Source organism: Citrobacter sp. Cpo147 (genome assembly GCF_030332405.1).
GTDB lineage: Bacteria > Pseudomonadota > Gammaproteobacteria > Enterobacterales > Enterobacteriaceae > Citrobacter > Citrobacter portucalensis.
In genome coordinates this window covers 47759-62380 of sequence record NZ_JAOWHX010000022.1, presented here as the reverse complement: position 1 = coordinate 62380, position 14622 = coordinate 47759, and the positions used below count along the sequence as shown (strand labels likewise).

The following is a 14622-nucleotide window of genomic DNA, read 5'->3' as shown; positions in this document are numbered from 1 at the left end:
AATAAATATCCTCCGGCATAGCCGGAGGTTTTTCTGATGCGCCTATAAGGCTCTGTTACCAGCCGCGCCCTAACAGGCGCATACGATCTGACATTTGCATCAGACTTCGTTACTTACGGCCCGTAAACGGGCTACCCGGATAAGGGATCGATAACTGCTCGCCCATTTTATCCTCTGCAAGCTGGTGCTTTATGTATTCCTGTATCCTTGCTGTGTTCTTACCCACCGTATCTACGTAATACCCACGACACCAGAACTCCCTGTTCCTGTATTTAAACTTCATATCACCAAACTGCTCATACAACATCAGACTGCTTTTACCTTTCAGATAACCCATAAAACCGGATACGCTCATTTTGGGCGGGATTTCCACAAGCATATGGATATGATCTGCACAGCATTCCGCTTCCAGGATCCGCACGTTTTTCCACTCACACAGCTTTCTTAATATGCTGCCTATCGCCCTACGTTTCTCCCCGTAGAATGCTTGTCTTCGGTATTTGGGCGCAAAAACTATGTGATATTTACAGTTCCATCGGGTGTGCGCTAAGCTCTTTTCGTCCCCCATTGGGACCCCCTTTTGATTTCTTGTTTAACCCTTGCAGTTGCCAGACCGCAAGGTGTTTTAACAAATCAAAAGGGGTTTTAATAACTGGCCCAAAGCTGAAAGCTTTCCGGAACCCCCAGCTTAGCTGGGGGTTTTCTGTGCACAACAAAAACGAGCCCCGCAGGGCCCGTTTATTGTTGTTTTGTGACTTACTGCACTGCCACTATGCGATCGTCATTCACTTCCAGACGAATCGTTTTGCCCGGAATCAGTTCACCAGACAGAATTTGCTGCGCCAGCGGGTTTTCGATCTGCTGCTGGATAGCACGTTTCAATGGACGCGCGCCATACACCGGATCGTAACCATTCGCGCTCAGCAGTTTAAGCGCCTCGTCAGAAATATGGATTTCATAGCCACGCTCTTCCAGACGTTTGTACAGACGCTGCAACTGGATCTGAGCAATAGAAGCAATATGCTGCTCACCCAGCGGGTGGAACACAACAACCTCATCTATACGGTTGATGAATTCCGGGCGGAAGTTATTGCTCACAACGCCCAGCACCATATCTTTCATATGGCCGTAATCCAGCTCACCGAAGCGTTCCTGGATCAGATCGGAACCCAGGTTTGAGGTCATAATGACAACCGTATTACGGAAGTCGACCGTTCTCCCCTGTCCGTCAGTCAGACGACCATCATCAAGCACCTGCAGCAGAATGTTGAACACATCCGGATGCGCCTTCTCCACTTCATCCAACAAGATGACAGAGTAAGGACGACGACGTACTGCTTCCGTCAGGTAACCACCTTCTTCATAACCGACATATCCCGGAGGTGCCCCGACCAAACGAGACACGGAGTGTTTCTCCATAAACTCGGACATATCGATACGCACCATTGCATCGTCACTGTCGAACATAAAGTTTGCCAGCGCTTTGCACAGTTCGGTTTTACCGACACCGGTTGGACCAAGGAACAGGAATGAACCAATCGGACGATTCGGATCGGACAAGCCCGCACGGCTACGACGGATGGCGTTAGAAACGGCTTCCACCGCTTCGTTCTGACCAATCACGCGGCTGTGCAGCTCCTGCTCCATACGCAATAGTTTTTCCCGTTCGCCTTCCAGCATGCGAGCAACTGGGATCCCGGTCCAGCGCGCCAGCACCTCAGCAATTTCTGCATCCGTGACTTTATTACGCAGCAGACGCATGGTTTTGCCTTCAGACTGGGTAGCTGCTTCCAGCTGTTTTTCCAGTTCAGGAATTTTGCCGTACTGCAGTTCAGACATCCGCGCCAGGTCGCCAACGCGGCGCGCCTGTTCGATGGCGATTTTTGCCTGCTCCAGCTCAGCCTTGATAGTTTGCGTTCCCGAGAGGGAAGCTTTTTCAGCTTTCCACTCTTCCTCTAACTCAGAATACTGGCGTTCTTTGTCGTCCAGCTCTTCGTTGAGCATATCGAGACGTTTTTTACTTGCCTCATCAGACTCTTTCATTAATGCCTGCTGTTCCAGTTTGAGCTGGATAATACGGCGGTCGAGTCTGTCGAGTTCCTCCGGCTTGGAGTCAATCTGCATACGAATGCTGGATGCCGCTTCGTCAATAAGATCGATAGCTTTATCCGGCAACTGACGATCGGCAATATAGCGGTGAGACAGCGTAGCTGCCGCAACAATCGCCGGGTCAGTAATCTGCACATGATGGTGCAGTTCATAACGTTCTTTCAGGCCACGCAAGATTGCGATGGTGTCTTCCACTGAAGGTTCAGCCACAAACACTTTCTGGAAACGACGTTCCAGCGCCGCATCTTTTTCGATGTACTGGCGATATTCATCAAGCGTTGTTGCGCCTACGCAGTGCAGCTCCCCACGGGCCAACGCAGGTTTCAGCATGTTCCCGGCGTCCATTGCGCCATCGGCTTTACCCGCCCCAACCATGGTATGCAATTCGTCGATAAACAGAATGACGTTGCCTTCCTGTTTCGAGAGATCGTTCAGCACACCTTTTAAGCGTTCTTCAAACTCACCACGATATTTGGCCCCAGCCACCAGCGCGCCCATATCCAGCGCCAGTACACGACGGCCTTTTAAGCCTTCCGGCACTTCACCATTGATGATGCGTTGGGCCAGCCCTTCAACGATGGCGGTTTTACCGACACCGGGTTCACCGATTAACACCGGGTTATTTTTAGTACGACGTTGCAGCACCTGAATGGTACGGCGAATTTCTTCATCACGGCCGATGACCGGATCGAGTTTGCCCTGTTCGGCACGTTCGGTCAGATCGACGGTATATTTTTTCAAGGCCTGACGTTGGTCTTCAGCCCCCTGGTCATTCACGCTTTCACCTCCACGCATTTGTTCAATTGCCTGAGTGATATTGGCGGTCGTCGCGCCTGCTGATTTTAATAAATCGGTCAGCGTACCGCGTGACTCAAGCGCCGCCAGAACGAACAGTTCTGACGAAATAAAGTTGTCCCCACGTTTTTGCGCCAGCTTGTCGCAAAGATTCAGTACACGCACCAGTTCCTGAGAAGGCTGCACATCGCCGCCGGTACCTTCTACCTGTGGCAAACGGCTCAACGCCTGGTCAATGGCTGTACGTAACTGGCCAGCATTAATGCCAGCAGACGTTAATAAAGGACGTACCGATCCCCCTTCCTGATTCAGCAAGGCGCTCATTAGATGAAGTGGTTCGATAAATTGATTGTCGTGCCCCAATGCGAGTGACTGGGCATCGGCAAGAGCAAGCTGGAATTTATTAGTAAGACGATCCAGACGCATAACTCCTCCCATAACAGGTCAAAATTGCTACTGGAGATTAAATGAGGTCATCCCTCAATTATTCAAGGTGAATGACCTGAATTATGTGAAAAGAAAATTACACGTACCGGATCGTCTTGATTCTTTAGGTTATATCAGCCAAATAAAACTTGCCATACGACCCGTGGTATTGTCACGACGATAAGAGAAGAACGTCTCACTTTCGCTGAAGGTGCAACGGTCGCCACCGTAGAGATTCTCCACGCCGACATTGGCCAGGCGCTGACGGGCAAGCTGGTAGATATCCGCCAGATACTTGTCGCCGCGCGGCACAAATGCAAGGTCCGCTTGCGGATCTTTCGTCATGAACGCCTCGCGGACTTCTGGTCCAACTTCAAACGCGTTTGGACCTATCGCCGGGCCTAGCCAGGCAATAATGTTTTCAGGTTTGTCGGCAAAACACGCCACCGTCTCTTCCAGCACGCCGGCGCATAATCCGCGCCAACCCGCATGGGCAGCAGCAACTTCCGTTCCGGCACGATTGCAAAACAACACCGGCAAACAATCAGCGGTCATCACCGCACACACGGTGCCCGGCGTGTTGCTGTACGACGCATCTGCACGTTTGGAGGCGTAAGGCTCGCCGGTCAGTTTCAGGGCATCCTTACCGTGGACCTGCTCCAGCCAGACCGGCTTTGACGGCAGATTGCCCGCAGCAAACAGTCGTTTGCGGTTCTCTTCAACATGCTCCGGGTTATCGCCGCAATGGGCGCCCAGATTCAGCGAATCGTAAGGCGGCATACTGACTCCGCCAATACGGGTAGAACTACACGCCGCGACACCTTGCGGTATCGGCCACTGCGGGACAATTAGCTTACTCATAGCCAGGCAATATCATCCTTGTGTTCTTCGAAATCAGCGCGCATCACTTCAATCAATTGCACCATATCTTGTGGAATCGGCGCATGCCATTCCATTTCGATACCGGAAATCGGGTGATACAAACGCAGCATGGTCGCATGCAGCGCCTGACGGTCGAACTTACGCAGTACGGAGATAAATTCGTCAGAAGCGCCTTTCGGTGGACGTGGACGGCCACCGTAGACCTGATCGCCCACCAGAGGATGAGTGATATGTGCCATGTGCACGCGGATCTGGTGCGTACGTCCGGTTTCCAGACGCAACCGCAGACGCGTGTGCACACGGAAATGTTCCATAATGCGATAGTGCGTTACCGCCGGTTTACCCATTGGGTGTACCGCCATATGCGTACGCTTGGTCGGGTGACGGCTAATCGGTTCCTCAACGGTTCCGCCAGCAGTCATGTGACCAATTGCTACGGCTTCGTACTCACGGGTAATTTCGCGCAGCTGCAACGACTCCACCAGACGCGTTTGCGCCGGAACCGTTTTTGCTACGACCATTAATCCAGTCGTGTCTTTATCCAGACGGTGCACGATACCAGCACGAGGAACATCCGCGATTGGCGGGTAGTAATGCAGTAACGCATTCAATACCGTGCCATCGGGATTCCCGGCGCCCGGATGCACTACAAGGTCACGGGGTTTGTTGATGACAAGAATGTCGTCATCTTCATAAACGATATCCAGTGGAATATCCTGAGGTTCAAAACGAACCTCTTCATCAATTTCTGCGTTGATGGAGACACGCTCTCCACCCAACACTTTTTCTTTCGGTTTATCGCAAAGTTGGTCATTTACCAGTACGCGCTGGTCGAGGATCCATTCTTTTATGCGCGATCGCGAATAATCAGGGAACAATTCGGCCAAAGCCTGATCTAAGCGTTGACCGAGCTGATTTTCGGAGACTGTTGCGGTGAGTTCTACTCGTTGTGCCATAAACTGCTTCTTCGTTTAACGTTGGGTTTTACGGCTTTGCCGTTTAATATAGTGTGCTATTGTAGCTGGTCTTAACCGGGAGCAGGAACAGAGAATCTCCCGTATTACATTTTGAGGAAAGTCAAAACGTCATGACGCGCATGAAATATCTGGTGGCAGCAGCCACGTTGAGCCTGTTTTTGGCGGGTTGCTCTGGTTCAAAGGAAGAGGTGCCCGATAATCCGCCAAATGAAATCTACGCGACTGCTCAGCAAAAGCTGCAGGACGGTAACTGGAAACAGGCAATAACGCAATTGGAAGCGTTGGATAACCGTTATCCATTTGGACCGTATTCTCAGCAGGTGCAATTAGATCTCATCTACGCCTACTACAAAAACGCCGATCTGCCACTTGCTCAGGCTGCTATCGATCGTTTTATCCGTCTTAACCCGACACACCCTAACATTGATTATGTCATGTATATGCGTGGCCTGACCAATATGGCGTTGGATGATAGCGCACTGCAAGGATTCTTTGGTGTTGATCGCAGCGATCGCGATCCACAACATGCCCGAGCTGCGTTTAATGACTTTTCCAAACTGGTGCGTGGGTATCCGAATAGCCAGTACACCACTGACGCCACCAAACGTCTGGTGTTCCTGAAAGACCGCCTGGCGAAGTATGAATACTCCGTTGCAGAATACTACACTGCCCGCGGCGCATGGGTTGCCGTGGTAAACCGTGTGGAAGGCATGCTGCGCGACTACCCGGATACCCAGGCAACACGTAATGCCCTGCCGTTGATGGAAAACGCTTATCGCCAGATGCAGATGAATGCGCAGGCTGAAAAAGTCGCGAAAATCATTGCCGCCAACAGCAGCAATACCTGATTTGCCTCAGAATGCAAAACGGCAGCCCAAGGGCTGCCGTTTTTTTATCCGTTAACGCCACAACTGAAGCGGTTTAGCTCCAACGCATCCCATCAAATATGGCCTGCTTTCAGGTATTCCTCAAGTAAAAAATCGCCTGTTCCTGCGGTGCCTCACAAAAAGGTTTTCTTGACAAAAAGCGACAAAATAATGTGATTTAGATCACACATTTTGACATTGGGAACGGTATGCTGGAATCACCAAGACGGGAAAGACAAGAGGTAAAATTTATGACAATGAACATTACCAGTAAACAAATGGAAATTACTCCGGCAATTCGCCAGCATGTCGCAGACCGTCTCGCCAAACTAGAAAAATGGCAAACTCATCTGATTAATCCACATATCATTCTGTCTAAGGAGCCACAGGGTTTCATTGCTGATGCCACCATCAATACACCGAACGGACATCTGGTCGCCAGCGCAAAACACGAGGATATGTACACCGCAATTAACGATTTGATCAACAAGCTGGAACGGCAGCTCAATAAAGTGCAGCACAAAGGCGAAGCCCGTCGTGCAACAACTTCAGTCAAAGACGCCAACTTCGTCGAAGCAGAAGAAGAGTAGTCCCTTACATTGAGTGTATCGCCAACGCGCCTTCGGGCGCGTTTTTTGTTGACAGGGTGAAAACAGTACGGGTACTTTACTGACGTAGCCAAAGGAAAATTACATGAAACTTGTCCCGTTCTTCTTCGCATTCTTTTTTACCTTCCCCTGAATGGGAGGCGTTTCGTCGTGTGATAAAGAATGCGAAGACGAACAATAAGGCCTCCCACAACGGGGGGCCTTTTTTATTGATAACAAGAAAGGCAACACTATGACATCGGAAAACCCATTGCTGGCGCTGCGCGATAAGATCAGCACGCTGGATGAAAAATTACTGGCCCTGCTGGCTGAGCGACGTGGACTGGCCGTAGAAGTTGGTAAAGCCAAACTGCTTTCGCATCGTCCGGTTCGTGATATCGACCGTGAACGTGACCTTTTGGACCGACTCATTCAGCTTGGCAAAGCACATCATCTTGATGCTCACTACATTACTCGCCTGTTCCAGCTCATCATCGAAGACTCCGTCCTGACTCAACAGGCACTGCTCCAGCAGCACCTGAACAAAATTAACCCACACTCCGCGCGCGTGGCCTTCCTTGGGCCAAAAGGGTCATATTCTCACCTCGCAGCACGTCAGTACGCTGCCCGCCATTTTGAACAATTTATTGAAAGCGGCTGCGCAAAATTTGCCGATATCTTTAATCAGGTCGAAACCGGACAGGCTGACTATGCTGTAGTTCCGATTGAAAACACCAGCTCCGGTGGGATTAACGACGTTTACGACCTGCTGCAGCACACCAGCCTGTCTATCGTTGGCGAGATGACCATTACAATAGACCACTGTGTACTGGTGTCTGGCACAACGGATCTTGAGACCATTGAAACGGTATATAGTCATCCGCAGCCGTTCCAGCAGTGCAGCAAGTTCCTGAATCGCTACCCGCACTGGAAGATTGAGTACACCGAAAGCACCTCTGCGGCGATGGAAAAAGTTGCGCAGGCTAACTCACCGCGCGTGGCGGCCCTGGGGAGCGAAGCCGGAGGCGTACTGTATGGATTGCAGGTTCTCGAAAATATTGAGGCTAACCAGTCGCAAAACATCACCCGTTTCGTGGTGCTGGCACGTAAAGCAATCAATGTATCCGACCAGGTTCCGGCAAAAACCACGCTGCTGATGGCAACAGGACAACAGGCCGGTGCGCTGGTTGAGGCGCTGCTGGTACTGCGTAACCATAATCTGATTATGACTAAACTGGAGTCACGCCCGATTCACGGCAATCCGTGGGAAGAGATGTTTTATCTTGATATCCAGGCCAACCTGGAATCGCCCCAGATGCAAAAAGCATTGAAAGAGCTGGGTGAGATTACGCGTTCGATGAAAGTACTGGGATGCTATCCAAGTGAGAACGTGGTGCCAGTCGATCCGAGCTAACGTTTGACAATGCCGGATGGCGCTACGCTTATCCGGCCTACGATTCATACGATTTTTGAAGGCCGGATAAGGCGAAGCCGCCATCCGGCATCTTAATTAAGGACGGCTATCATTCGCCTGACGTAACAAAGTACGGCTTTCACTCTGGAAGCGTTTCGCATAATCGCCAAACCAGTGCTCCACCTTACGGAAGCTGTCGATAAACGCTTGCTTATCGCCCTGCTCCAGCAAACCGATCGCCTCGCCAAAACGTTGGTAGTAGCGTTTAATCAGCGCAAGGTTGCTCTCAGACGACATAATAATATCGGCATAGAGCTGCGGATCCTGGGCAAACAGACGGCCAACCATTGCCAGTTCAAGGCGGTAAATCGGCGAAGAGAGCGCCAGCAGCTGCTCCAGTTGAACGTTCTCTTCCGCTAAATGCAGACCGTAGGCAAAGGTCGCAAAGTGACGCAGTGCCTGAATAAACGCCATGTTCTGGTCATGTTCAACGGCGCTGATCCGATGCAGTCGCGCACCCCATACCTGAATCTGTTCCAGAAACCACTGATAAGCTTCCGGCTGACGTCCGTCACACCAAACTACGACCTGCTTGGCCAGACTGCCGCTGTCCGGACCAAACATTGGGTGTAACCCCACCACCGGGCCATCATGTGCAGCCAGCATCGCCTGCAAAGGACCATTTTTCACTGAAGCCAGATCCACCAGGATGCAGTCAGACGGCAGACGCGGTAGTTTGGCGATCACCTGCTCGGTGACGTGGATCGGCACGCTGACGATCACCATGCCGGCATCAGAGACGATCTCCGGCGCGCGATCCCAGTCCTGCTGTTCCAGGATCCGCACCTGGTAACCTGACAGGGTGAGCATTTTTTCGAACAGACGCCCCATCTGACCGCCGCCGCCGACAATCACCACCGGCCGCAGAGAAGGACAAAGCGTTTTAAACCCTTTGTCGTTCTCACTGGAGTAGGACTCACGCATAACGCGGCGTAGCACATCTTCAATCAGGTCCGGCGGCACGCCAAGGGCTTCCGCTTCCGCACGACGAGAGGCCAGCATAGAGGCTTCCCGTTCCGGTACGTAGATCGGCAGCCCAAAGCGGCTTTTTACTTCACCAACTTCGGCAACCAGCTCCAGGCGGCGTGCCAGTAAATCCAGCAACGCCTTGTCGACTTCATCAATTTGATCGCGTAATGCGGTCAATTCAGCAACCATAACCAACCTCTTATGCTACACGCGCCGACAGCTGGCCGTTTAAATCCTGGCTAATTTCACGCAGCAGCGCATCCGTCATTTCCCAACTGATGCAGGCATCGGTTACGGACACGCCGTATTTCATTTCGCTGCGCGGCTGTTCAGAAGACTGGTTGCCTTCGTGAATATTACTTTCAATCATCAAGCCAATGATCGAGCGATTGCCATCTTTGATTTGTGCAATCACGGATTCAGCCACGGCAGGCTGACGGCGGTAATCTTTATTGGAATTACCATGACTGCAATCTACCATCAGAGAAGGTCTTAGTCCCGCCTGCTCCATCTCTTTTTCGCACTGGGCGACATCTGCCGGGCTGTAGTTCGGCGCTTTACCCCCGCGCAAGATCACGTGACCGTCCGGATTCCCCTGTGTTTGCAGCAGTGCAACCTGCCCGGCCTGATTAATACCGACAAAGCGGTGCGACTGCGCAGCCGCACGCATGGCGTTAATGGCGGTCGCCAGGCTACCGTCGGTACCATTCTTAAAGCCAACCGGCATCGAAAGACCGGAAGCCATTTCACGGTGAGTCTGCGATTCCGTAGTACGGGCACCGATTGCGGACCAGCTAAACAGATCGCCCAGGTATTGCGGGCTATTTGGATCCAGCGCTTCAGTTGCCAGCGGCAGTCCCATATTTACCAGTTCAAGCAGCAGCTGACGCGCAATTTTCAGACCAGCTTCAACATCAAAAGAGCCATCCATATGAGGATCGTTAATTAACCCTTTCCAGCCGACAGTGGTACGGGGTTTTTCAAAATAGACGCGCATCACCAGGTAGAGGCTATCGCTGACCTCTGCGGCAAGGGCTTTAAATCGACGAGCATACTCAATCGCCATTTCAGGATCGTGAATGGAGCATGGGCCACATACGACCAGCAGGCGAGGATCGCGACCAGAGATAATATCTGAGATGGTTTTACGCGACTGGGCGATTTGCGCCTCTTGCTCCTGGCTCAGCGGAAATTCAGCTTTCAGCTGCTCCGGAGTCATCAGAACCTGTTCGTCGGTAATATGTACGTTGTTCAGCGCGTCTTTTTGCATGATGGTGATCCTGTTTAGCTCGTTTGCGATAGTTGATCCTCAGCGAGGAGGAAATAACGATACCACAATAGGTAAAGATTTCAATCCACAATCCGTAAATTTTAATTTACATTATGCTATTTTAAGGCAAAAACAGCCCTTATAAATGTACATTTAAATTTACACCACCGAATTTTCAGATCCACTATGCTTAAAAAAACGAAGGAGCACAGGCAATGAAGCAACTCATCAGCATCTTGTTTCTATTACTTCTTAGCGGATGTCAGATAGACCCCTACACCCATGCCCCTACCTGGACTGGTACCGACTGGTACGACGCCGGGATACAAGATGCCATTTCGGGCTATGCCGTTAAAGATAATGAAACGCTTGCCGACAACTACAATGACCGCAACGTCGATCGTACGGAATACCTTAAGGGTTACGCCGAGGGACAGCGTAAAACCTGCCAGCAGGATTTTGTTTATGCCAGAGGCCTGACCGGGAAAACTTTTCCGCCCAGTTGCGATACTGTCGAAAATGTTGACCAGTTACACAGCGCCTGGCAGCAAGGGGCAAACGAGGGTGCCGCCTCGATAAGATTAAATTAAACAATGGTTTATATTTTATAAACCATTAAGATTTAACTTAAATCACCAATAGCATTATTCTAGGAATAATGACGGCTTAGGAAAATAATGTTATTTTGTTGCAAACAATCTTGAATGTATTTCGACGTTTTACAGCAAACGCTGGTAGGTAACTATTCATGAGCTATTCTTACCGACTCATACTTCTACTGGCACTGCTCCTGACCGGATTACCGCTGTATGCCCAAAGCGTTACGGAAGAAGCAAAATCGGTACGCGCTATGGTTTCCGGCATCGTCAGTTATACACGCTGGCCCGCACTTTCCGGGCCCCCAAAACTGTGTATTTTCTCTTCATCGCGTTTTTCCAGTGTCCTGAAAGATACCAGTGCAGGCGCATTACCCTATCTTCCCGTCATCATCCGTACGGAACAAGAAATATTAGTTTCGCAGTGTGACGGTTTTTATTTTGGAAAAGAATCCCCTACTTATCAGGTGGAATTAAATAATAAATATCCGACTAAGGCATTGTTATTAATTGCTGAACAGAACCCCGAATGCGTTATTGGCAGCGCCTTTTGTCTCATAATTAAAGACGAAGATGTGAGATTTTCCGTAAATATGGATTCCCTTTCACGCAGCGGCGTAAGGGTCAGTCCAGACGTATTGATGCTTGCACGGAATAATAAGCATGGATAAGGGCCATTCTCCCATAGCACGCCCGACGTTTAAGCGAACATTACGGCGTATCAGCATAATCAGCGTTCTGGTAACCATGATGCTGATCTGGCTGCTGCTCAGCATTTCTTCCGTGCTGGCATTAAGACAGTATGCGCAAAAGAATCTGGATCTGACTGCCGCTACCATGACCCGTACGCTCGAAGCTGCATTAGTCTTTTCTGATAGTGTTGCAGCAACTGAAACGCTGGCGGCACTGGGCCAGCAGGGGCAATTTTCCGTTGCAGAAGTCCGTAATAAAAACCAGAAGGTGATCGCCACCTGGCGCTATAACGCGCAGGATACCACTGAAAAGATCAGCGGGATGATCAGCCACTGGCTGTTCCCACAACCGGTCACTCAGCCGATTTTGCATAATGGCAACGTCATCGGCGAAGTACGATTGACTGCGCGCGATAGCGTTATCAGTCATTTCATCTATTTGTCGCTGGCCGTCCTTACCGGGTGCATTCTGTTGGCATCCGGAATTGCATTAATGCTCACTCGCTATTTACACAATGGCGTTGTGGATGCACTGCAAAACATTACCGAGGTGGTACATGATGTTCGTACCAACCGTAACTTTTCACGGCGCGTATCAGAGGAACGCATTGAAGAGTTTCATCTCTTTGCCCTGGACTTTAATAGTCTGCTGGACGAGATGGAGGAGTGGCAACTTAAACTGCAGGCAAAAAACGCTCAGCTGTTGCGTACTGCACTACATGACCCTCTGACGGGTTTGGCAAATCGCGCAGCATTTCGCAGCAGCATAAATGCCCTAATGAATGATGATGCCGCCCACAGCAGCTCGGCATTGTTATTCCTTGATGGCGACAATTTTAAATTTATTAATGATACCTGGGGCCACGCAGCGGGGGATCGGGTCCTGATTGAAGTCGCAAAAAGGTTATCCGAGTTTGGGGGGAGTCGCCATTACCCATACAGACTTGGCGGCGATGAGTTCGCCATGGTGCTGTACAGCGTTCATTCTGAATATGAGGTTCAGCGGATCTGCGCGGCACTGTCACAAGAGTTTAACCGACCTTTTGACCTGCATAATGGTCATCTGGCAAGCATGACGCTCAGCATTGGGTTTGCGCTGACGTGGGAACATGCCTCTGCCGAAAAATTACAAGAACTTGCCGATCAAAATATGTATCAGGCTAAACATTTGCGTTCTGAACGCATTATTAAAAAATAAGGAATTACACACATGCTAAAACGTTTATTATCCCCGTTTCTTCTGCTTTTACTGATTCTGGCTGGCTGTCAGGCACCTCAGGGAAAATTTACCCCAGAGCAAATTGCAGCCATGAAATCATACGGATTTACTGAAGCATCAGGAGACTGGTCTCTCGGCCTGTCTGATACCATCCTGTTTGACAAAAATGACTATAAACTCCGTCCTGAAAGTGAAAAACAGATCAAGGAAATGGCATCCAAACTAGCAGCTACCGGGCTGAATCATGCTCGCCTGGATGGTCATACTGATAACTACGGCGAAGACAGCTACAACGAAGCTCTGTCACTCAAACGCGCTAATGTCGTTGCCGATGCCTGGGCGCAGGGCGCTAATATTCCCCGCACCAATCTGACTACTCAGGGACTCGGGAAGAAATATCCCATTGCGAGCAACCAGACATCAAAAGGTCGCGCTGAAAACCGCCGCGTGGCGGTCGTGATCACGACACCATAATCATCCCCCAACTGGCTGCGCGCCGCGCAGTCCTTCCATTGCCATAAAGAACAAAAGAGTAAACGTCGGGATAAAAAAAGGGCCAGCCTTTCGGCCAGCCCTTTTCTAACAGGATGTCGCTTGCGCGAATCTTAGTTAAGACGCTCTTTGATACGAGCAGACTTACCAGTGCGCTCACGCAGGTAGTACAGTTTAGCTTTACGAACAGCACCACGACGTTTAACAGCAATGCTGTCAACTACCGGAGAGTGAGTCTGGAAGACACGCTCAACGCCTTCGCCGTTGGAAATTTTACGAACAGTGAATGCAGAGTGCAGACCGCGGTTACGAATAGCGATAACCACGCCCTCGAATGCCTGCAGACGTTTTTTGGAACCTTCAACAACCCATACTTTCACTTCCACGGTATCACCCGGACGGAAGGAAGGTACGTCCTGCTTCATCTGTTCTTGTTCAAGTTGCTTAATAATGTTGCTCATAATTTAATCTCTTATCCTGGGTAAACTGATATTGGGGGCTTACGCCTGCCCATCATGTTTATGTTGCTGTTGTGCGTGTTCCTTTTTGAACTCCGCCAGCAACCTTGCTTGCTCTTCAGTCAGAGCCAGGTTTTCCAGAAGTTCAGGTCTTCTAAGCCAGGTCCGGCCCAGCGACTGCTTCAAACGCCAGCGACGTATCTCAGCGTGGTTCCCCGACAGTAACACCGCCGGTACTTCCATCTGTTCTAACACTTCAGGTCGGGTATAGTGCGGGCAATCCAGCAACCCATCAGCAAACGAATCTTCGATTGCCGAAGCTTCATGACCCAGTACCCCCGGAATAAACCGGGACACGGAGTCGATCAGCGTCATTGCTGGTAACTCACCACCGCTGAGTACGTAATCGCCGATTGACCATTCTTCGTCAATTTCGGTTTGAATCACGCGCTCATCTATTCCTTCATAGCGACCACATACCAGAATCAGCTTTTGATTCGTGGCCAGTTCGCTAACGCCCGCTTGATCAAGCTTGCGTCCCTGAGGTGACAGATAAATCACCTTTGCGCCTTCACCAGCCGCAGCTTTTGCTGCATGAATGGCGTCCCGTAAAGGTTGCACCATCATTAACATCCCCGGTCCGCCGCCGTAAGGACGATCGTCCACGGTACGGTGCCGGTCATGAGTAAAGTCACGAGGACTCCAGCTCTGGATGTTCAGCAGGCCATTTTTTACTGCCCGGCCAGTTACCCCGTAATCGGTAATTGCGCGGAACATTTCTGGAAACAGGCTAACGATACCTATAAACAC

The 14622-nt window shown here is 50.5% G+C and carries 16 protein-coding genes and 1 other annotated feature; of the genes, 8 read left to right on the top strand and 8 right to left on the bottom strand.

The features are described from left to right. Positions 1-109: 109 nt before the first annotated feature. The 4 genes from tnpA to rluD form a co-directional block, all read right to left on the bottom strand. Positions 110-568 (bottom strand): IS200/IS605 family transposase, encoded by a 459-nt coding sequence (gene tnpA, locus OGY06_RS00360; protein WP_057069660.1) that lies wholly within the window; start codon positions 566-568, stop codon positions 110-112. 188 nt (positions 569-756) lie between these two features. Next, complete coding sequence (gene clpB, locus OGY06_RS00355; protein WP_003826468.1) at positions 757-3330, bottom strand: ATP-dependent chaperone ClpB; 2574 nt, start codon at positions 3328-3330, stop codon at positions 757-759. A 129-nt stretch (positions 3331-3459) separates the two neighbouring features. Continuing rightward, positions 3460-4191: a purine nucleoside phosphorylase YfiH gene (gene yfiH / locus OGY06_RS00350; protein ID WP_286604433.1), complete on the bottom strand. Its 732-nt coding sequence runs from the start codon at positions 4189-4191 to the stop codon at positions 3460-3462. Next, entirely contained in the window at positions 4188-5168 is a 981-nt protein-coding gene (gene rluD, locus OGY06_RS00345; protein WP_003826464.1) for a 23S rRNA pseudouridine(1911/1915/1917) synthase RluD, read from the bottom strand. Before rluD ends, yfiH begins: the two co-directional genes overlap by 4 nt. A 131-nt stretch (positions 5169-5299) precedes the next feature. On the opposite strand from rluD, the gene bamD reads away from it, so the two are divergent. The 4 genes from bamD (at position 5300) to pheA (ending at position 8056) form a co-directional block, all read left to right on the top strand. After that, entirely contained in the window at positions 5300-6037 is a 738-nt protein-coding gene (gene bamD, locus OGY06_RS00340; RefSeq protein ID WP_003826460.1) for an outer membrane protein assembly factor BamD, read from the top strand. A gap of 269 nt (positions 6038-6306) precedes the next feature. Then, positions 6307-6645, top strand: a complete 339-nt coding sequence (gene raiA / locus OGY06_RS00335; protein ID WP_003031244.1) for a ribosome-associated translation inhibitor RaiA — start codon at positions 6307-6309, stop codon at positions 6643-6645. Positions 6646-6747: 102 nt separating this feature from the next. Further along, positions 6748-6873 (top strand) — a sequence feature (Phe leader region). Further along, positions 6749-6796, top strand: a complete 48-nt coding sequence (pheL, locus tag OGY06_RS00330; RefSeq protein WP_100250063.1) for a pheA operon leader peptide PheL — start codon at positions 6749-6751, stop codon at positions 6794-6796. (Overlaps the previous feature by 48 nt.) Positions 6874-6895: 22 nt before the next feature. Then, positions 6896-8056: a bifunctional chorismate mutase/prephenate dehydratase gene (gene pheA, locus OGY06_RS00325; RefSeq protein WP_197385589.1), complete on the top strand. Its 1161-nt coding sequence runs from the start codon at positions 6896-6898 to the stop codon at positions 8054-8056. 96 nt (positions 8057-8152) lie between these two features. Here the strand turns inward: pheA and tyrA are convergent, their stop codons facing one another. Together tyrA and aroF are read right to left on the bottom strand one after the other, a co-directional pair. Further along, positions 8153-9274 (bottom strand): bifunctional chorismate mutase/prephenate dehydrogenase, encoded by a 1122-nt coding sequence (gene tyrA / locus OGY06_RS00320; RefSeq protein WP_003826456.1) that lies wholly within the window; start codon positions 9272-9274, stop codon positions 8153-8155. Between the two features lie 10 nt (positions 9275-9284). Then, a complete protein-coding gene (gene aroF / locus OGY06_RS00315; protein WP_003031241.1) occupies positions 9285-10355 on the bottom strand; it encodes a 3-deoxy-7-phosphoheptulonate synthase AroF in 1071 nt (356 codons plus the stop codon). A gap of 215 nt (positions 10356-10570) precedes the next feature. Between aroF and OGY06_RS00310 the strand changes: the two genes are divergently transcribed. From OGY06_RS00310 to OGY06_RS00295, 4 genes are all read left to right on the top strand, one after another. Beyond that, positions 10571-10945, top strand: coding sequence for a DUF2799 domain-containing protein (locus OGY06_RS00310; RefSeq protein ID WP_003826452.1), 375 nt, complete (start codon positions 10571-10573; stop codon positions 10943-10945). Positions 10946-11103: 158 nt separating this feature from the next. Beyond that, the gene (gene yfiR / locus OGY06_RS00305) at positions 11104-11622 is read left to right on the top strand and encodes a regulatory sequestration protein YfiR (protein WP_286604430.1); all 519 of its coding nucleotides are present in this window, start codon (positions 11104-11106) and stop codon (positions 11620-11622) included. Then, the gene (dgcN, locus tag OGY06_RS00300) at positions 11615-12841 is read left to right on the top strand and encodes a diguanylate cyclase DgcN/YfiN (RefSeq protein WP_003826449.1); all 1227 of its coding nucleotides are present in this window, start codon (positions 11615-11617) and stop codon (positions 12839-12841) included. The genes yfiR and dgcN overlap by 8 nt, the downstream gene beginning before the upstream one ends. A 12-nt stretch (positions 12842-12853) precedes the next feature. After that, positions 12854-13336 carry an OmpA family protein gene (locus OGY06_RS00295; RefSeq protein WP_003826447.1) on the top strand — a complete coding sequence of 161 codons (483 nt, stop codon included), beginning with the start codon at positions 12854-12856 and terminating at the stop codon, positions 13334-13336. Positions 13337-13467: 131 nt separating this feature from the next. On the opposite strand, the gene rplS is transcribed toward OGY06_RS00295, so the two are convergent. Both rplS and trmD read right to left on the bottom strand, forming a co-directional pair. Continuing rightward, positions 13468-13815, bottom strand: coding sequence for a 50S ribosomal protein L19 (gene rplS, locus OGY06_RS00290; RefSeq protein ID WP_002914145.1), 348 nt, complete (start codon positions 13813-13815; stop codon positions 13468-13470). Positions 13816-13854: 39 nt separating this feature from the next. Continuing rightward, entirely contained in the window at positions 13855-14622 is a 768-nt protein-coding gene (trmD, locus tag OGY06_RS00285; protein ID WP_003031232.1) for a tRNA (guanosine(37)-N1)-methyltransferase TrmD, read from the bottom strand.